Source organism: Flavobacterium sp. P21 (assembly GCF_050632225.1).
GTDB lineage: Bacteria > Bacteroidota > Bacteroidia > Flavobacteriales > Flavobacteriaceae > Flavobacterium.
This window is the reverse complement of the sequence record NZ_CP192585.1, coordinates 2,600,964-2,621,188: the sequence shown is the minus strand read 5'-3', so window position 1 is coordinate 2,621,188 and position 20,225 is coordinate 2,600,964. Positions and strand designations below refer to the sequence as shown.

12 protein-coding genes are annotated in these 20,225 nt (G+C 37.3%); 2 read left to right on the top strand and 10 right to left on the bottom strand.

Features of this window, described 5'->3' with window-relative positions:
- Positions 1-80 precede the first annotated feature (80 nt).
- Together dapA and ACQ9BO_RS12980 are read right to left on the bottom strand one after the other, a co-directional pair.
- Positions 81-962 (bottom strand): 4-hydroxy-tetrahydrodipicolinate synthase, encoded by an 882-nt coding sequence (gene dapA, locus ACQ9BO_RS12985; protein ID WP_431245017.1) that lies wholly within the window; start codon positions 960-962, stop codon positions 81-83.
- Positions 963-975: 13 nt separating this feature from the next.
- Complete coding sequence (locus ACQ9BO_RS12980) at positions 976-1,491, bottom strand: DUF6913 domain-containing protein (protein WP_431245016.1); 516 nt, start codon at positions 1,489-1,491, stop codon at positions 976-978.
- Between the two features lie 47 nt (positions 1,492-1,538).
- On the opposite strand from ACQ9BO_RS12980, the gene ACQ9BO_RS12975 reads away from it, so the two are divergent.
- On the top strand, positions 1,539-2,318 hold the full coding sequence (locus ACQ9BO_RS12975) for a 5'-nucleotidase C-terminal domain-containing protein (protein ID WP_431245015.1): 780 nt from the start codon (positions 1,539-1,541) through the stop codon (positions 2,316-2,318).
- Between the two features lie 52 nt (positions 2,319-2,370).
- On the top strand, positions 2,371-3,282 hold the full coding sequence (locus ACQ9BO_RS12970; RefSeq protein WP_431245014.1) for a bifunctional metallophosphatase/5'-nucleotidase: 912 nt from the start codon (positions 2,371-2,373) through the stop codon (positions 3,280-3,282).
- On the opposite strand, the gene ACQ9BO_RS12965 is transcribed toward ACQ9BO_RS12970, so the two are convergent.
- The 8 genes from ACQ9BO_RS12965 to ACQ9BO_RS12930 form a co-directional block, all read right to left on the bottom strand.
- Positions 3,268-3,963, bottom strand: coding sequence for a hypothetical protein (locus tag ACQ9BO_RS12965; RefSeq protein WP_431245013.1), 696 nt, complete (start codon positions 3,961-3,963; stop codon positions 3,268-3,270). The two genes, ACQ9BO_RS12970 and ACQ9BO_RS12965, sit on opposite strands and share 15 nt — an antisense overlap.
- Positions 3,950-5,956, bottom strand: coding sequence for an NAD-dependent DNA ligase LigA (gene ligA / locus ACQ9BO_RS12960; RefSeq protein WP_431245012.1), 2,007 nt, complete (start codon positions 5,954-5,956; stop codon positions 3,950-3,952). The genes ACQ9BO_RS12965 and ligA overlap by 14 nt, the downstream gene beginning before the upstream one ends.
- A 246-nt stretch (positions 5,957-6,202) precedes the next feature.
- Complete coding sequence (locus tag ACQ9BO_RS12955; RefSeq protein WP_431245011.1) at positions 6,203-7,633, bottom strand: OmpA family protein; 1,431 nt, start codon at positions 7,631-7,633, stop codon at positions 6,203-6,205.
- On the bottom strand, positions 7,561-8,139 hold the full coding sequence (locus tag ACQ9BO_RS12950) for a tetratricopeptide repeat protein (RefSeq protein ID WP_431245010.1): 579 nt from the start codon (positions 8,137-8,139) through the stop codon (positions 7,561-7,563). Before ACQ9BO_RS12950 ends, ACQ9BO_RS12955 begins: the two co-directional genes overlap by 73 nt.
- Positions 8,140-8,150: 11 nt before the next feature.
- Complete coding sequence (locus tag ACQ9BO_RS12945; RefSeq protein WP_431245009.1) at positions 8,151-9,083, bottom strand: PorP/SprF family type IX secretion system membrane protein; 933 nt, start codon at positions 9,081-9,083, stop codon at positions 8,151-8,153.
- A 47-nt stretch (positions 9,084-9,130) separates the two neighbouring features.
- Positions 9,131-10,783 (bottom strand): gliding motility-associated C-terminal domain-containing protein, encoded by a 1,653-nt coding sequence (locus ACQ9BO_RS12940; protein WP_431245008.1) that lies wholly within the window; start codon positions 10,781-10,783, stop codon positions 9,131-9,133.
- Positions 10,731-18,845: a hypothetical protein gene (locus ACQ9BO_RS12935; RefSeq protein ID WP_431245007.1), complete on the bottom strand. Its 8,115-nt coding sequence runs from the start codon at positions 18,843-18,845 to the stop codon at positions 10,731-10,733. The genes ACQ9BO_RS12940 and ACQ9BO_RS12935 overlap by 53 nt, the downstream gene beginning before the upstream one ends.
- Entirely contained in the window at positions 18,763-20,169 is a 1,407-nt protein-coding gene (locus ACQ9BO_RS12930) for an immunoglobulin domain-containing protein (RefSeq protein ID WP_431245006.1), read from the bottom strand. Before ACQ9BO_RS12930 ends, ACQ9BO_RS12935 begins: the two co-directional genes overlap by 83 nt.
- Positions 20,170-20,225: the final 56 nt, after the last annotated feature.

The following is a 20,225-nucleotide window of genomic DNA, read 5'->3' as shown; positions in this document are numbered from 1 at the left end:
AGTTTCGGTGCAAATTTAGTTATTAATTTAGCGATTGCAAAATAATTTTTTACTATCTAAAAATACTAATACTTTAACAATTATTTAATGCTGTTTTTTACAAACTCATTTAGTCTATTTGCTAAAGAATCATCTACAGAAACCAATGGAAGACGAACAGTATTGTCAGCAATTCCAAGGGCTTGGAAGATTTGTTTGATTCCAGCCGGATTTCCCTGCTCAAAAATCATATCGATACTGTCTGATAAAAAGTAATGTGTTTTAAAAGCATCGGCTACTTTTTTATTCAATCCTAAACGAATCATTTCTGAAAATTCTTTAGGGAAACCTTGTCCAATTACAGAAATAACTCCTGCTCCACCTGCCAAAACGATTGGCAATGCAAGCATATCATCTCCAGAAATTACTAAAAAATCTTTTGGTGCATTTTTAATAATCTGCATTGCTTGAGCCATGTCTCCTGTTGCTTCTTTTATTGCAACAACGTTTTCAAAATCATTAGCTAAACGAATTACTGTTGAAGGAAGCATATTGCTTGAAGTTCTTCCTGGAACATTATATAAGATTACAGGAATTGGAGATGCTTCAGCAATTGCTTTAAAATGCTGATAAATTCCTTCTTGCGTAGGTTTGTTATAATATGGCGAGACAGATAATATCGCTTCAAAAGCAGAAAAATCTCTTGTTTTTAATTCTTCAACAATCTGCATAGTATTATTTCCTCCAACTCCTAAAACTAGAGGCAATCTTCCCTTATTTACATCAATTACTGTCTTTATAACCAATTCTTTTTCTTCTGAAGTCAGGGTAGCATTTTCTGCTGTCGTTCCCATAACAACAAGATATTCAACTCCTCCATCGATAGAGAAGTTTACAATTCGTTGTAAAGCCTCGATGTCAACTGAAAAATCTTTTTTAAATGGAGTCACAAGCGCAACACCAGTTCCTATTAATGATTGCATATTATAATTAAATTTATTTTATACTTTTTAAATACCTAAACAACTCGGAAACAAATACTTTGTACTTTTCAATTTCTGTATTTATCATCCATCGATTTAATCTTTGATCCACTGATGAAAATCCGATTTTAAATTTTGCTTTTGATCTGTTAGTCATTAGCATTAAAATTGTTTTTTCAATTTCGTAATAACTAATCAAGAGATCAAATTCTTGCTCTAAAAATTCATTTAAAAAAGATTCTGAAAATTCTCCTCTCCAATTGATATGTGTTTTACCAAAAGTAGGTCTTGAATACGCTTTTTTCTTCTCAAATTTATCTTTATAGATTACAACTTTTATGTTTTTGCTAGCAATTTCGTGCTTGATAAGCTCATTTATCAACTCTTCTGATTTACTAAACTCGCTTTCATCTATCAATAAACCAATTGTTTGTATGTTACTGGTAAAGACTTCACTTTCGACATTATGATTCAGGCTATTTTTTAATGATTTTTTTACAAATAATTCCTTTATATAATTTAAAAACATAGTATTTTTACCAGATTACAAAATTAATTATTTAAGTCGCATTTAAGATGGTAAAACTAAAAAAGTATAACGTATTTTTAAAACTTTTTGTTATATTCTTAACACTATTTTTCATTTTCTCCTGTAGCCCGAAAAACTACAATCTAACCAAGATAGAAGGAAAACAGATTCCAATAACCGAAAAAGGCGCTGAAACTCCTGCAATAGAAAGCTTTATCAAACCGTATCGCGACCATATAAATAAGGATTTGGACAGTGTTTTAGCGTATTGCCCTGAAACTTTAGACAAAAGCGTTGGAAAATGGCAAACAACAATTGGATCGTTAATGGCTGATGTTTGCGTACAAAGAGGAAATCTGGTTTTTAAAAAACGTGAAAACAAAACTATTGATTTATGCCTTTTAAATCATGGCGGAATTCGAGCTATTCTTCCAAAAGGAAATGTAACAACAAGAACTGCTTTTGAAATTATGCCTTTTGAAAACAATCTGGTTGTTCTAGGTTTGAAAGGAGAACAAATTCAAGAAATCACTGCCTATATTATTAAGGAGAAAAAAGCCCAGCCACTTTCAGGAATGACATTTACAATTACGAAAGACAAAACAGCTAAAAATATTCTTGTTCAAGGGAAACCTCTTGATTTAAATAAAATTTATTATGTCGCTACCAACGATTACCTAGCTAATCGAGGCGACAACATGAACTTCTTTGGTAAAAGTGTTGAGAAATATGATTTAAACTACAAGCTTAGAGATGTATTGATCGATTATTTTAAAGAAGTAGATACGATTCCGGTTCCAAAAGACATCAGAATTACTGAAGAATAACATTTCAAGAAAAAAACAAAATTCCACGCGTTTACGCAAAAAAACATATTCAATGAAAAGAAGAGAATTTATCGAAAAAACTGTCGCAAGTACCGCTTTATTAAGCTTAGGTTTGTCATTAAGCAGTTTTGAATCTAGCGATATCAAACATTTGACTATTTTGCATACTAATGATGTTCATAGTCACATAGATCCTTTTCCTGCTGATGACCCACGAAATCCTAACAAAGGCGGTGTATCTCGTCGTGTTGCGCTGATTGAAAGCATTCGCCAGGAAAATCCAAATGTGCTTTTATTAGATGCTGGAGATATTTTTCAAGGAACTCCTTATTTTAATTATTACGGAGGAGAATTGGAATTCAAATTGATGAGCATGATGAAGTATGATGCTTCTACAATCGGAAATCATGATTTTGATAATGGTCTAGATGGTTTGTATGCTCAAATGCCTCATGCTAAATTCGAATTCATCAATTCAAATTATGACTTTAAAAATACAGTCATGAACGGACTTGTAAAGCCTTATAAAATTTTCAACAAAAACGGAATTAAAGTGGGAGTTTTTGGTGTAGGAATCGAACTTGATGGTTTGGTTGACAAAAAAATGTACAAAGAAACCGTTTATAATGATCCTGTAGAAATTGCTCAGGACATGACGAAGTTATTAAAGAAAGAAGAAAAATGCGATCTGGTTATCTGCCTTTCGCATCTTGGATATAATTATAAAGATGAGCCAACAAAAATAAGTGATTTAAAATTCGCCGGATTGACTCAAGATATTGATTTAATCATTGGTGGTCATACACATACTTTTCTTGACAAGCCAACAATTGTAAAGAATAAAGCTGGCGAAAATGTACTAGTAAATCAAGTAGGTTGTTATGGAATTAATTTAGGCCGAATTGATTTTTATTTTGACAAAAACAAGAACCATACAAACCAAGGAAAATCAATTATTGTATAACATCTTTTTTTGAATTCTAGTTTTTTCAAGAAAATATTCGACCATAAAATAATATCCTAAAATTTGTGTCACATCGCGAATAAGCACTAAAACGACCGAATATGAAAAATATTGATTGAAAATATAAAAGATGTCTGAAAAAATATAGCTTATTGCCATTAAGGACATTAAAAGTGCTAAATGTGTTCCTTTTGTAATATAAGTGACGAATGAATAGTAGCTCAAGACACTTAAGACAATTCCGTAAAAAGTGTAAAGCACATTAAATCTTTTCATGTTGTCAAGCTGAAGGCTTAATACAGAAACCAACAAATAAACAATAAATATGACCACGATTGAAACTGGAAGAATATCCTTTCTTTTTAATTTTATTCTTTCGTGGTCTATTATAAAAAGCTTTAAAATCAACAAATAAACGATTAAAAAGCTTATCACAGCACCAAGTTCTGATATCTCGATATCCATCAGATCAAAGACCTGCCCGACGAAGCAAAAGAAAAAAATCACCCCTTCGGTTTTTCCAATTTTAAAATCACTGCTGATAATGAAATAGAAGAAAATGGCAGGCAAAACAACAGCTTTAGCATAAATTGCCAAAATATCCTGTTGTGTGCAGTCCAGTATTATTGTAAACAATAAGGCTACAAAAAATAAAATCAAAGACGGTTTATTCGCTTTCATTTAGTTTAGTTATAAAATCTTCCTCTGATAATATCGGAATATTTAATTTATTGGCTTTTTCCAATTTTGCCGGCCCCATGTTATCACCTGCTACCACAAAATCAGTTTTTGCAGAAATCGAACTTCCTACCTTTCCTCCATTATCTTCGATTGCTTTTTTCAATTCATCTCTCGAAAACTGAGCAAATACGCCCGAAACAACAAATGTTTTTCCGATGAATTTTTCTGTAGCGTTGGGGTTAATTTTTTCAACTATTTCAAATTGAATACCATAACTTTTCAAACGCTCAATTATTCGTTTATTTTCTTCATTTTCAAAAAATTCGATTACGCTTTTGGCAATTCGTTCACCAATTTCATCAACTAAAACCAAATCCATTAGTGAAGCTTGCGCCAAAGCATCGATGCTTTTGTAATGTTTGGCTAATTTTTTAGCAACAGTTTCACCTACAAAACGAATTCCCAGAGCAAAAAGAACACTTTCAAACGGAATCTCTTTAGACTTTTCTACTCCATTCACTAAATTCTCTGCTGATTTTTGCGCCATTCTTTCCAAGTGCAAAATATCTTCGACTTTCAATTCATATAAATCAGCATAATTATGAACTAATCCGTTTTTGAAAAGCAAAGCTACTGTTTCTCCACCAAGACCTTCAATATCCATTGCTTTTCTAGAAATGTAATGTTGCACTCGGCCAATAATCTGTGGCGGACATCCGTAGAAATTTGGACAATAATGATTGGCTTCGCCTTCATTTCGAACCAATTCAGTCTCACATTCCGGACAATGCGTAATATAATGCGTTTTCTCTGAATTTTCTGGTCGTTTATCTAAATCTACTGCAATAATCTTCGGAATGATTTCTCCTCCTTTTTCGACAAAAACAGTGTCATTTATTCTAATATCTAATTTTTCAATTTGGTCTGCATTATGTAATGATGCTCTTTTTACAATCGTGCCCGCTAATTGAACTGGAGCTAAATTAGCCACAGGCGTGATCGCTCCCGTGCGACCAACTTGATATGAAATTGAATTTAATTTAGTTGAGACTTGTTCGGCCTTGAATTTATAAGCTATTGCCCAACGCGGTGATTTTGCGGTATAGCCTAATTCTTCTTGGTACTGAATATTATTCACTTTTATGACAACACCATCTGTTTCATAAGGCAAATTATGTCTGTGTGTATCCCAATAATCTATAAAATCAAAGACTTCATTCATATTATCAACCAATTTTGCTTCCTTAGGAACTTTAAATCCCCATTTTCTTGCCGATTCCAATCCTTCAAATTGAGAAGAAAAAGGCAGATTATTTCCGGTAACAAAATATAATAAACACTCTAACGGACGCTTAGCGACCTCAGCACTATCTTGAAGTTTCAAACTTCCAGAAGCGGTATTTCTTGGATTTGAATAAGGTGTTTCTCCTATTTCAATCAATTCTTGATTCATTTTTTCAAAACCAGCATAAGGCAGAATTATTTCGCCTCGTATATCAAATTTTTCAGGATAATTCCCTTTCAATTGCAATGGTACCGATTTTATCGTTTTGATATTATTTGTTACCTCATCGCCTTGAAAACCATCTCCACGCGTCAATGCCTGGACTAATCTTCCATTTTCATACGTAATACTGATCGATGCTCCGTCGTATTTTAATTCGCAAGTATACTCTAATTTTACATTTCCTAAAACCTTTTGAATTCGGTTTTCCCAATCTAACAAATCTTCTTTAGAATAGGAATTATCTAAAGAATACATTCGATATTGATGCGCAATTGTTTTGAAGTTTTTAGTAATTGCACCTCCTACACGCTGGGTTGGAGAATGCTCATCAAAAAATTCCGGATGTTTGTTTTCTAATTCTTGAAGCTCTTTTAATTTAATATCGAAATCATAGTCTGAAATTGTAGCATTATCAAGCACATAATAATTGTAATTGTGCTGGTTAAGTTCCTCTCGTAAAGCTTGAATATTTTCTTGAATTGTCATAAGATATTAAAATGATGCAGATTGTAATTTTGAATAACTGAATATCAAAATTAGGATTATTTTTTTCAAAAACATCATAGAAACTAAAGTTTTAAAAAATCAAAAATCAAGTCACAAAACGATGCGACTTGATTTTCTTCTTGTCCATTATTCTTAAAAAGAATTAAACAAAACCAACTTCCAAATGGTTTCTTCGTTTTACATTTTTAGCATTGATAATCAAATAATTAGCCTGCAAATATAAAACTATTTCTGGATAATGATAAAGTCAGAACGTCTATTTAACAAATGCTCTTCTTCGGTGCATTTTACTCCGTTTTTGCATTTGTTAATCAATCTACTTTCTCCGTAACCTTTTGCACTCTCAATACGAGAAGCATCGATTCCTTGAGAAATAATATAATCGCGTGTTGATTTTGCTCTGTTATCTGAAAGTTTCAAGTTATACGAGTCTTTCCCTCGAGAATCCGTGTGTGATTCAATCTTGATTCTGATGTTTGGAAACTTCTGCATAATAAAAACGACTTTAGTCAACTCTTCAACCGCCAAAGGCGTAATATCATATTTGTCGTAATCAAAATAGATTGGTTTAACATCGACTTTTTCGACACCTTTGCTTTTAACAACTAGATCATCATAATTACTCAATTCAAAATTGACATCTTTGATTTCGCCACCGTTTTCTTTAGTCGTTTCAACTGTTTTTTCGTCACTGGCGTAATTTGGCTTTGCGGCAATCATTTTTACAACTTTTCCGCAAGGCACTTCAATCGCATATTTACCTTCAAAATTTGTTTTTGTTTCACCAAGAATTTCTGTATATGAATTATATGCCATAATTGAAACATCTGTAAGAGGCAATCTCGTCTTTTTATCTATTGCCATACCTGAAACCGTCTGATTACAAACCGGTTTTCCTTTTGCAAAAGAATAAATGTCATCATCGCCTTTTCCTCCTTCTCTATTTGATGAAACATAACCATACGTTTCTGCACCATCAATTACGAAAGTAAAATCGTCTTTATTGCTATTAATTGGTTCGCCTAAATTGACTGGATTAGAAAAAGTTCCGTCAGGCAAAAGTTTGCTTTCGTAAACATCTAAATCTCCTAGACCATAATGTCCGTCAGAAGAAAAATATAACTTTCCGTTTCTGAAATATGGAAAAACCTCATTACCAAGCGTATTGATTTTTGGACCAAGATTTACTGGAGAACTCATTGTTCCGTCGTCGGCAATTTTTACGTAATACAAATCGGTTTGACCAATTCCGCCTTTCATATCAGAAGCAAAGAAAAGCCATTTTCCATCTTCACTCAATGAAGGATGTCCAACCGAGTAATCAGCATTGTCAAAGAAAAGCTGTTGCGGATTTTCTAATTTATTGTTTACGATATCTCCTTTAACGATTTGAAAATTATTAGTTTTGCTTTCATCAATTACCAATTTATTCTTTTTGACAATATTCGTAGAATAATAAATGGTTTTTCCACTTGCATCAAAAGAAGCCGTTGCTTCATGATACTTTGTCATTACGTTTGGAAGAAATAATGTTTCATTAAACAAACTTCCATCAGCTTGATTTCTATCTGCCAAATACAGATTCAAGAAAGGCTGATTGTTCCAAGTATATAACTTTTCACTAAACTTTGTGGTATCTCTAGCAGATGTAAACACAATTCTGTCTTGAAAAAAGTAGCTCCAAAATCAGATTTACTGGTATTGATATCCAAATTTTTGACTGTATAAAGTGACTTTGCTTTAGACAAACTGTCGAGTTGTTTTTTCTGCGCAACATATCGGTTTATCTCGCTTTGATCGCCTTTTTTATTCAGATATTCTTTTGTCATTTTATCTGCTTGATCATAATCTTTGACTCCTTTCAAAGTCTGAATATAACGCAAGTAATAGATATCGGTTAAATTATTGCCTTGTGCTTCGTATAATTTTTTATACCATTTCATAGCATTTCTTTCATCAGAAATAAAATAATACGAATCGGCGGCGTTCTTTAACGTTTGTACCGATGGATTTTTGCTGTTTTGCAGAATTTCTTCATACGCCTTTGATGCATCTGCGTATGCATAATTTCTAAACAGGGCATCCGCTTTCTTTAAATTAGTCTTTTGAGCAAAACTAAACGTAATGCTCAAGACTAAACTTAGGATATATAGTTTTTTCATAGGTTTTGGATTTAGAAGAATCGAGGGGATTTGATTTTACTTTCGCCTTTATTAAACTGGTAACGCAAGATAATCTCATGCGATCCGTCATTGTATTTATTCAGATCACTAACCGTATAGTCGAAAGCGTATCCAATATAAAAACTTTTAGAAATTTGAAAACCAGCAAGGATACTTACAGAATCATCTGTTCTGTATGAACCACCAATCACAAACTTTTCAGCAATCATAAAATTCGCCGATATATCAGCAGTAAGTGGTGCCCCACTCACTGCTTTCACTAAAAATGCAGGTTTGAATTTTAAATTTGGATTCAAATCAAAAACATAACCTCCCATGAAATAATAATGCAAACGATCATAGTCGATGGATTCCTGAACATCATCGTAATAAGTGTTCTGGATAAAACTTGGAACTGATGCTCCAACATACCATTTATCTGTATAATAATAGATTCCTGCCCCAACAGCTAATTTTGCCTGATTGTCAATGTTTTGATTCAACAAAACATCATTTGGATCATAATACCTCCCTTTTGACCAATCTACGTTTAACATTCTCATACCGGCTTTCAAACCAAAAGCTAATCTTTTTTCATATCCAAGCGGAATAGAATAAGAAAAGTTTCCATCAAGGTAAAGTTCATTTGACGGACCAATTTTGTCGTTAACGACACTGAGTCCCAAACCAACTTTTTCATTTCGAAGTGGTGCATGAATCGAGAACGATTGTGTTTCTGGAGCGCCATCAATTCCAACCCATTGTGAACGGTGCAAAAGCGTTGCTTCCAATGTTCCGGTAGATCCAGCATAAGCTGGATTTACCGCCATTGTATTGTACATATACTGCGTATACTCCGGATCTTGCTGTGCGCTGGCACAGACTGTGATAAAAGAGCATATCAGTATAAAATATGCTTCTAATGATTTTATATATAGTTTCATAACGATACTTATTTAGTTTAATTAATTAGATGATTAACAATGTCTGCTTATCTCATTATAGATAACCATCCTTTTTTAACCGTTCCGTCTCCAATGTCTATCACATAAAAATAAGTACCTGTAGGCGACATATCTCCTCTACTAATAACTCCAGATACATTGGCAGTTCCGTTCCAATCATTTTCATAATGCTGTTTGCTGTACACTAATGCACCGTATCTGTTGTATACTTTCAGCTCATTGTTTGGATATGATTCGATACAGTCAATTCGGAACAAGTCATTAGCACCATCATTATTTGGTGTGAACTCATTATACACTGTCAAACAAATTGGATCAACCGAAGCGGAAGCCGTATTGTTTGTCGCAGAAATATCTAAAGGAGTTGAAATTTCAATAGTTGCAACAGATAAGTAATCAGTTCCGTGAACTACTTCGGCAACAATCGTAAGAACTACACTTTGACCTGCATTTAGTGTTGGAATTGTCCAAAGCTGTGTTGCCGGGTCAAATGTTCCTTGAGTTGTGCTAGAACTAATTAATTCATAACCGTTAGGCAATAAGTCGCTTACAAGTGTATTTATGAAGTTTCCTTGTCCAACATTATTTACTGTTACTGTGAATGTTATTTGCTCACCAAAATTTGGAGTCGGATTACTCACTGTATTTGTAATCGTTAAATCTGAACAGGTTGCTACTGTAACATTCAATGTTTTGGTCGTTGTCTCGTCACAAGTATTGATGTACGTAACCTTAACAGTACCTGCACCAATATCTGACCATGAGATTGTTACATTTCCATCGGCAGTTCCTCCACCAGAAATAATTGTTCCATTCGTAACTGACCAAACATAATTTGATTTACCATTTGCTACTGAATAAGTTACACCTTGGAAAACACATGGCGTATCGTCGCTTGTTGTAATTGGAACTAATGCGTCATTTTCGAATGCAATTGTAATTCCTAATCTTGTTGCGCTTTCACATCCATTTGTTGTATTAGCAAGAGCTGATGCATAATAAGTTCCAGCAGTTAATTGTGTATTTGTCGCTAAAGGTGTTCCTCCTGTTGCCGTAGCGTACCATACGACATTTGGTTCATTTACCAAGATATTAGCAAGTGTCGGCAATTTTGATAAGCAGAATGTTTGCGTTGTTCTTGGTGTTGTAATTACTCCTGGAGTATTCACATTTACCACAACTGCCAAACGAACTGGATTTTCACAGCCAATTGCACTTGAAACAGCTCCATAATAAGTTCCTGTAGTTAAAGCTGTCGTAGCTGGAATTGCCGTTCCTCCTGTGGCAGTGCTATACCAAACTACATTTGCTTCATTAACCTGAATATTAGCCACTGTTGGTGAATTCAAGGTACAGAAGTTTTGAGTTGCATTCGTTGTTGTCGGTGTCGGACTTGGATTTGTAACCGTAACCGTAACCTGTAAACGAGTTGAACTTTCACATCCTGTTGCAGGATCTACAATATTTCCAAAATAAGTACCTGTCGTTAAAGCAGTTGTTGCTGGAATTGGTGTTCCGCCAGTCGCTGAAGTAAACCAAGTAACATTACTTTCGTTTACCTGAATGTTAGCAATTGTTGGCGCCGATGTTGAGCAGAAACTTTGAGAAGCATTTGTTGTAGTCGGATTAATTGTATTTCCAACTGTAACATTTACAGCTAATCTTATGCTCGCTTTCACAACCAGTTACCGGATCTTTGATTACCCCATAATAAACACCAGTCGCCAACACAGTTGTTGCTGGAATTGCTGTTCCGCCTGTTATAGTGCTATACCAAACCACATTCGCTTCATTTACTTGAATATTGGCAACTGTAGGCATATTTCCTGAACAGAAAACCTGAGTCGCATTTGTAGTTGTTGGAGTCGCTGGATTTGTCACATTGATTGTCACACTTAATCTTGTTGCACTCTCGCATCCTGTTGCCGGATCATTGATTGCCGCATAATAAGTGCCATTTACCAATGCCTGAGTAGATGGAATCAAGTTTCCTCCTGTCATGGCATCGTACCAAACGATATTGCTTTCATTGAACTGAACGCTTGCGAATGTCGGAGCATTTACCAAGCAGAAGTTTTGAGTTCCTGCGTTTACCAATGTCGGTGTGCCTGGATCGTTTACGTTGATTACAACTGCCAATCTTGTCGCGCTCTCGCATCCTGTCGCCGGATCGCTGATTGAAGCGTAATAATTACCGCTCGCCAATGCCTGAGTAGATGGAATCAAATTTCCTCCTGTCATAGCATCGTACCAAACAATATTTGTCTCATTAAACTGAACGCTGGCAAATGTCGGTGCATTGATCAAGCAGAAGTTTTGAGTTCCTGCATTTACCAATGTAGGTGTGCCTGGATCGTTTACGTTTATCGTTACGCTTAATCTTGTCGCGCTCTCACATCCTGTTGTAGGATCGCTGATTGCGGCATAATAAGTGCCGCTTGCCAAGGCCTGAGTCGATGGAATCAGATTCCCTCCTGTCATAGCATCGTACCAAACGATATTAGTCTCGTTGAACTGAACGCTTGCAAATGTTGGAGCATTTACCAAACAGAAGTTTTGTGTTCCTGCGTTTACCAATGTCGGTGTTCCCGGATCGCTAACGTTTATCGTTACGCTCAATCTTGTTGCGCTCTCACAGCCTGTTGCTGGATCGCTGATTGCCGCATAATAAGTACCATTTGCCAATGCCTGAGTCGATGGAATCAAGTTTCCTCCCGTCATGGCATCGTACCAAACAATGTTTGTTTCATTAAACTGAACGATTGCGAATGTTGGAGCATTTACCAAGCAGAAGTTTTGAGTTCCTGCGTTTACCAATGTTGGTGTTCCCGGATCGTTTACGTTGATTACAACTGCCAATCTTGTCGCGCTCTCGCATCCTGTTGCCGGATCGCTGATTGCGGCATAATAAGTGCCACTTGCCAATGCCTGAGTCGATGGAATCAGGTTTCCTCCTGTCATTGCATCGTACCAAACGATATTTGTCTCATTAAACTGAACGCTTGCAAATGTCGGAGCATTAATCAAGCAGAAGTTTTGAGTTCCTGCATTTACCAATGTCGGAGTGCCTGGATCGTTTACGCTTATCGTTACGCTCAATCGTGTTGCACTTTCGCATCCTGTTACAGGATCGCTGATTGAAGCATAATAAGTGCCGCTTGCCAATGCCTGAGTAGATGGAATCAAGTTTCCTCCTGTCATGGCATCGTACCAAACGATATTTGTTTCGTTGAACTGGACACTTGCGAATGTCGGTACATTGATCAAACAGAAGTTTTGAGTTCCTGCGTTTACCAATGTCGGTGTTCCCGGATCGCTAACGTTTATCGTTACGCTTAATCTTGTCGCGCTCTCACAGCCTGTTGCTGGATCACTGATCGAAGCATAATAAGTTCCGTTAGTCAATGCCTGAGTAGCTGGAATCAAGTTTCCTCCTGTCATAGCATCGTACCAAACGATATTTGTTTCGTTGAACTGAACGCTGGCAAATGTCTGAGCATTTACCAAGCAGAAGTTCTGTGTTCCCGCATTTACCAATGTCGGAGTGCCTGGATCGTTTACATTTATTACAACTGCCAATCGTGTTGCGCTCTCACAGCCTGTCGCCGGATCGCTGATTGAAGCATAATAAGTGCCGCTTGCCAATGCCTGAGTAGATGGAATCAGGTTTCCTCCTGTCATTGCATCGTACCAAACGATATTTGTCTCGTTGAACTGGACGCTTGCAAAAGTCGGTGCATTGATCAAGCAGAAGTTTTGAGTTCCTGCATTTACCAATGTCGGTGTGCCCGGATCGTTTACGCTTATCGTTACGCTCAATCGTGTTGCACTTTCGCATCCTGTTGCAGGATCGCTGATTGAAGCATAATAAGTGCCGCTTGCCAATGCCTGAGTAGATGGAATCAAGTTTCCTCCTGTCATAGCATCGTACCAAACAATGTTTGCTTCATTGAACTGGACACTTGCAAATGTAGGCGCATTGATCAAACAGAAGTTTTGAGTTCCTGCGTTTACCAATGTCGGTGTTCCCGGATCGCTAACGTTTATCGTTACGCTTAATCTTGTCGCGCTCTCACAGCCAGTTGCTGGATCACTGATCGAAGCATAATAAGTTCCGTTAGCCAATGCTTGAGTCGATGGAATCAAGTTTCCTCCTGTCATAGCATCGTACCAAACGATATTAGTCTCGTTGAACTGAACGCTTGCAAATGTCGGAGCATTTACCAAGCAGAAGTTCTGTGTTCCCGCATTTACCAATGTCGGTGTTCCCGGATCGTTTACGTTTATCGTTACGCTCAATCTTGTCGCGCTTTCGCATCCCGTTGCCGGATCGCTGATTGAAGCATAATAAGTGCCGCTCGCCAATGCCTGAGTCGATGGAATCAGGTTTCCTCCTGTCATTGCATCGTACCAAACGATATTTGTCTCATTGAACTGGACACTGGCGAATGTCGGAGCATTGATCAAGCAGAAGTTTTGAGTTCCTGCATTTACCAATGTCGGTGTGCCTGGATCGTTTACGTTTATCGTTACGCTCAATCTTGTCGCGCTTTCGCATCCTGTTGCCGGATCGCTGATTGAAGCATAATAAGTGCCACTTGCCAATGCCTGAGTCGATGGAATCAAGTTTCCTCCCGTCATTGCATCATACCAAACGATGTTTGTTTCATTGAACTGAACGCTGGCAAATGTTGGAACATTGATCAAACAGAATTTTTGTGTGCCTGCATTTACCAATGTCGGTGTGCCTGGATCGTTAACGTTGATTACAACTGCCAATCTTGTCGCGCTTTCGCGACCTGTTGCCGGATCACTGATCGAAGCATAATAAGTGCCGCTCGCCAATGCCTGAGTCGATGGAATCAAGTTTCCTCCTGTCATTGCATCGTACCAAACGATATTAGTCTCGTTGAACTGAACGCTTGCAAATGTCGGAGCGTTTACCAAGCAGAAGTTTTGTGTTCCCGCATTTACCAATGTCGGAGTGCCTGGATCGTTTACATTAATTGCTACTGCCAATCGAACACTACTTTCGCAATTTGTAATTGGATCTTTTGCTGTAGCATAATAAGTACCGCTCACTAAAGCATCAGTAGATAACAAAGGAGTTGTTGATGTATCGCTACTGTACCAAACTACATTAGATTCATTTACTTGGATATTAGCAACTGTTGGATTATTGATCAAACAGAAATTCTGAGTAGAATTTGTTGTAGTTGGTGTATTTGGATCACTAATAATAATTACAGCATCTTGCAACGTTCCTGTTAAGTTTTCACAAGTTCCATCGCTAGAAACCGCAACATAATAAGTTATTGGACTCACAGCACGTGTTAAACCTGTAACTGTTAAAACTCCCGCAGTGCTTACTGAATAAGTTACTCCTGCAGGCGTATTGTTTACAAGAGGAGTTTTATTGTTGTCAGCGTACCAAGTGAAAACAGGATTTGTCAATGTTGGTGCAGTCGGCGTCAATGACGCCGCAACTCCATTACATACTGTTAAATCGTCAACTTCTATATCCGTTGCTACTGAAGGAGGCAAAATAGTAAATGTTATTTGTTTTCTATCTGCTTCGGCAGTTTCGCAATATTCATCTGAACTAACACCAACAAAATAAGTATAGGTTCCTGGCACTAAACTATTAACAGTTAATGATGGTCCTGTTGCACCAGCGATTGGCTGGCTCACCGTTCCGTCAAATTTGTACCAATGATATACGGGATTTGTAAATGTTCCTACCAAACTTGTAGCCAAAGTTACAGTTCCCGAAGGAGCACAGATCGAGGTTGTTGATCCTCCATTTAAAGTAATATCAGCTAAGATATTTTCTGGACTTGTCGCTCTAACCTCAACTGTAACTTCGCCTCTTGTCATTGCTTCACATCCATAACGAACTGGCTGAACATAATATTTATATGTTCCCGCGCCTAATGTAGCTGGAACTGCATAGGTAATACCATTAGCAACTATTGCACCGCCTGTAGGCGAATCATACCAAACATAGGTCGAACAAGCTTCCTGTGGTATTTGAAGAGTGACCGTACCTCCCGGACAGACCGTAACTTTATTAGTCGGATCTCCTCCTATAACCGAGGTATTTGCAACTCGCTCAACTGTATGAACTCGCAAAAATTCCAAAACTCCTGCAACACCACCAAAACGGATTCTAACTCTGTCATATGATTCTGTAGGTGAAGAAACCAAAACCATCGCCATTGTATTTGCAGATAATAATTTCAAACTTAACAATGTACTATTGTTTTGAATTGGAGCTCCAACTGCAACGTTTCCTAAATAACGTTGAATGCTAAAGCCTGTCAATAAATTAACGTTCAAAATTGTACCTGGTTTTGAAATCACAATTCTTAATGTATCGCTTACTACAGATGGAGTTTTAAACTGAACTGTCATATCTGCCGAAGCAAGAACTCCTGCTCCACTGTACATTGTTGCGAAAGTTGTAACATCATTATCAGCTACATTCCAAGCATCGCTTACTCCAACAGTTGAAGTCAGTGCTCCAACAGGAAGCCCTAAATCAGTTGTTCCGTAAAAGATATCTTGAATGTCTCCAGGTGTACATGTAACTGTAGCAACCGATTTTTTGTAATAAGCCTCATAAACTTTAGTATTTTGAGCAACACTCAAAAGAGCTCCTGATACAATTCTGATTCCATCATAATCTTGCGGACCAGTCGCATTTGAAGGAACAAAAGTAAATTCATAAGCATTATCTCCAGGAAGCACATTCAATAACGCTCCTGAAACAGACTGCATTACGCCAATATCGACTCCTGCTTTTCTTCCAATAACAGAAACTCCTTGCGCAACACCTAATCCACTATATTCAGAACCAAGCTTAACGGTTACTGGTGTTCCTTTTGCAATTGTTGAAGGCCAAGTTAAATCTTGCCAAGTTGTACCAATTCCTAACAGCCCAACTCCTGTTGTGATAGTTGAGAATGTTTGAGGATTTCCATCAACTGCATTAGCTTCGTTGGAAACACCACCTGTAACAATTGAACTCCAACTTTGTCCTGTTGCATATACTCTTTCAGTTAATGATTGACAATTGTCTGGATCTTTAACATTGATTGAAAGTGTTCCTGTTACTGAACATGATCCTAATGTCGCTACAACAGTATAGGTATAAATTCCTGGAATATTTAATGCTCCTGTGGTAAACGGAGGTCCTGCCAATGCATTTCCTTGAGGATCATACCATGCTAATGTTCCATTCGAAGTTGCATTCAAAGTTACATTTGTACCTTGAGCAACAGATTGAGCAGGATCGACAGTCAAGCTTGGCAACGGATTAACTGTTACATTTACTGCTTGTTTTGCAGATGGACAATCAACTCCGCTTGCTTGAGCCTGAACCGAGTAAACACCACTAATTGTTATATTCATAGCCGCTTCGTCTGTCATAACTACGTCTGAAGGGTCAAAGAAAGTATATGTTGTATTTCCACTTGTATCAAGTGCCGTAATAGCATTTTTTAAGTTAGCACTTCCACACGCAACTAATGGAGATGTTACTGTCAAAGTTGTAGTAGTTGCTGGAAAATTAACAACTACTGGTTGCAGTGTATTTACATCATTCTCACATGTTGCAGTATTTCCAACAGAAACATAATATGTATAAGATGTTCCAGAAGTAAATCCATTAATAGTAAGTGCTCCAGTAGATGGGTCTTTAGAAAAAGTAATTCCTGGCTGTGCCACTACTGTTGAACCAGTTATAATTTCTTGTGTTTTGGCCTGATCAGTATAATATTTAAATTGTGCTCCTGCCAAATTAGAAGTTGGAGACAACACTGCAGTTCCTGCACAAGATGACACCACCGGACTAGCAATTGTAATATTTGATGCATTTGCTAATGGCAAGACTGTTACCGTTACAGGCTGACGAACGCTATTTATACAAGTACCACCGCGAACAGCTTCGATATAATACGTTTTAGAACTTGTTAAATTTCCTGTATTATAGGTATTTGTGCTTGTAGCTAAAGCTGTACCTCCGCTAGCAACATCATACCAATTAAGAATATCACCAGCTGTTGTTGAAGCTGTTAACGTTGTTGAAGTTCCTGAACAAATTGGTAAAGATGCTCCTGTAACAGTTGCTTCTTTATATCTAAATGAAGCTCCATAAATATCTAAACTCGTTAGCAATGTTGCTATTCCCCCTAAACGAACTTCAACTGCTGTAAAATCTCCGGACGTTACAAAACTTGCTTTAAAACGTTCACCTCCTAATAATTGAACGCTTACTAATGATCCAATATCAACTTGATCACCGTTTGGCGTTCCTCCATTATAACTTCTTAAGCTTATATATGAAAGAGCACTTACATCGGCAATTCCTCCCGGAATTCCTAATTCAACATCTATAATATCACCAGCTTTTCCTGAAGTAGAAAAAGTCAATATTTGCTGTATATACTCATTGACCAAACCAACCGGAACAGTCAGTCTTGCGACTGTTGAATTGTTTCCATCTACAGAATCACCTTGATTAGAAGAGGAACAAGTAAGACATCCTAATCCGAATATTCCTCCAGTTGAAGTTACTTGTGCATTTGCTTGCAAACAAGAAGTAATTGGTACTGGAGGCGTAACTACAACATTAATAGCTGTTCTTGAAGCACTGACACAATTTGCACCAGTTCTTGCTTCTATATAATATGTTTTATTTGCTGTTAAAGCAGGACTTGGAGTATAACTAGGATTAGTCACTATAGCGGTTCCTCCTGTAGGCACGTCATACCAGTCATAAACTACTCCTCCCACAGGATTTGAAACCTGTAAAGTAACAACTTGTCCCGATGGAATTATTACTGTCGAAGAAGCAACAGTTGGGTCTGCTGGCAACGGATTAACAGTAATTGATGCTTGTGTACGCGTTGAACTTGTACAACTTCCAATTACTGATTCAACATAATAATTTGTCGAAGATGTCAAAGCTGGCGTTGTAAAAGCAGTTCCTGTATATACTAAATTCCCAGCGGTTGCCGCATCATACCAATTATAAGTTGTTCCAGCTACTGGAGACTGAACGCTAATTGTAGCCGTTTGTCCTTGACATATACTTGCAGAGCCTCCGGTTAGAGTTGCCACCACAGGATCATTAACCGTAATTGGAACGGCAAAGCGTACACTGTTTACACAACCATTTCTAGTTATTTCTGCCCAATAAGTTGTATCAGCAGTCAAATTTGGTGTTGTAAAAACTGCAGTACTTGCCAATGAAGCACCACCAGTGGTCGCAGAATACCAGTTAACGGTTTCTCCAACAGCAAGGCCTGCAGTTAATGTAGTACTTTGTCCACTACAAATAATTTTATTTCCAGTAACATTTGAATCTGCATATCTATAACTTGCTTGATAAATATCTAAACTTGTTAAAGTCGCTACCAAACCACCTAAACGAACTTCTACACGGTCAAAATTTGCGCCGGCAGTAATACTAGCTCTAAAGCGATTTCCTCCTAATAATTGAACGTTCAATAAATTATTTATCGAAACTCTATCATTATTAAAAGTTGTTCCATTATAGGTTGCCAAATTAATATAGCTTAATAAACTTAAATCAAGAACACCACCAGGTAATTCTAATTCAACATCTATAATATCTCCCGCTTTACCAGGATTGTTAAACTGTAATGTTTGTTGAATCCATCCATTTACTAAACCAACAGGCACTGTTAAACGTGCTCGCAGTATTAATATCTCCATCAACAGAATTGTCCGGATTTGTACTGCCGCACAATAAACAAAGACCATTTAAACTCGTTTGCTGACTGTTTGCTAATAAGCATCCACCTGCTGGAGTGCTTACAACATTTACAGTAATAGCAGTTCTTGAAGCGCTAACACAACCGCCAGTTGCACTCTGAGTTTCTACATAGTAAGTTTTTGTAGCAGTTAAAATCGGAGTGGTAAAAGTTGAGGTATTAGTTGCAATTGCAGTTCCTCCTGTTGGAACATCATACCAATTTAAAGTTACCCCTGCTTCAGATGTTGTTGCACTCAATGTTGCATTTTGCCCTGACTGAATAGTTACACTTTGAGTCAATGCTGTTGCCACAGCGGGAACTGGATTAGATATTACGTCAACTTGAGCTCGAGTCGGACTTATACAACTTCCGATAACAGCTTCTACATAAAAGCTAGTTGTTCCCAGAGGAACTGTTGGCGAATAAGAATTTCCTGTTGCTAATATTGTTCCTCCTGATGATACAGAATACCAATTATAAGTTGTTCCCGGAATTGGATTTATCAAAGACAATGTTGTTTGTTGTGTTATACCACTTGAACAAACTGCTGTCCCAGATGAACTGATTGCAGGTGCTACCGGATTAGAGACATTAATAACAACTGGCACTCGATTATTTCCTTCACATCCACCTGCTCGAGTTACTCCTATATAATAAGTAGTGTTTGCAGTTAAGTTTGGAGTTGTGTAAGTGTTTCCTGTTGCTAAAGCTGTTGTAGATGATAAAGAACCATACCATGCTAAAGTTGTTCCTGCCACAGGTGTAGCAGTCAAAGTAGTCGCGGTTCCAGAACAAATGGTCTGATTTAAACCACCAGTTACCGTAGGTTTGGCAAAATCCAAACGAACATCATAAACCCTTAAATTAACCAGAAGACTTAAAAGTCCTCCAACTTGAATTTGTACTTGATTGGCATCACCCGGAACAGTGTATCTCACCTCTCCGATGGCGTTGCCAGATAACAAACTTAGGTTCAAAACTGGGCTGTTAAGCGCCACTCTTGGACCTACATCTGTGCCGGAAAGTTTAGTTTGAATTGATACGTTAGACAGTAGTCCAACATCAAGCAAACCGTTTCCAGTACCTAAATAAAGTACAATTTCATCGCCTGCTTTTACAGTCTGATTCAATGTCATGGTCTCCTCGACCGCACAAAGAAGTCCGACTGCATTTTGCGGCGTGGCAAATGTCGTTAGGCCCGGATCAACATCATAGGCCAATGTGGGATTGCTTACATCCAAACCTATACATAGTAAACCTGCCTGACTGTTTGTTTGTGACACTGGTCTACAAACCGTCTGAGAAAAAGCATTACTACATAATAGGAATAAAAATAATA

Bases quoted from the DNA above. Each gene is read 5' to 3' on its own strand.
- ACQ9BO_RS12945 (WP_431245009.1), bottom strand. From the start codon at position 9,083: ATGAAACTATATATAAAATCATTAGAAGCATATTTTATACTGATATGC.
- ACQ9BO_RS12980 (WP_431245016.1), bottom strand. From the start codon at position 1,491: ATGTTTTTAAATTATATAAAGGAATTATTTGTAAAAAAATCATTAAAA.
- ACQ9BO_RS12965 (WP_431245013.1), bottom strand. From the start codon at position 3,963: ATGAAAGCGAATAAACCGTCTTTGATTTTATTTTTTGTAGCCTTATTG.
- dapA (WP_431245017.1), bottom strand. From the start codon at position 962: ATGCAATCATTAATAGGAACTGGTGTTGCGCTTGTGACTCCATTTAAA.
- ACQ9BO_RS12950 (WP_431245010.1), bottom strand. From the start codon at position 8,139: ATGAAAAAACTATATATCCTAAGTTTAGTCTTGAGCATTACGTTTAGT.
- ACQ9BO_RS12975 (WP_431245015.1), top strand. From the start codon at position 1,539: ATGGTAAAACTAAAAAAGTATAACGTATTTTTAAAACTTTTTGTTATA.
- ACQ9BO_RS12970 (WP_431245014.1), top strand. From the start codon at position 2,371: ATGAAAAGAAGAGAATTTATCGAAAAAACTGTCGCAAGTACCGCTTTA.
- ACQ9BO_RS12935 (WP_431245007.1), bottom strand. From the start codon at position 18,845: ATGGAGATATTAATACTGCGAGCACGTTTAACAGTGCCTGTTGGTTTA.
- ligA (WP_431245012.1), bottom strand. From the start codon at position 5,956: ATGACAATTCAAGAAAATATTCAAGCTTTACGAGAGGAACTTAACCAG.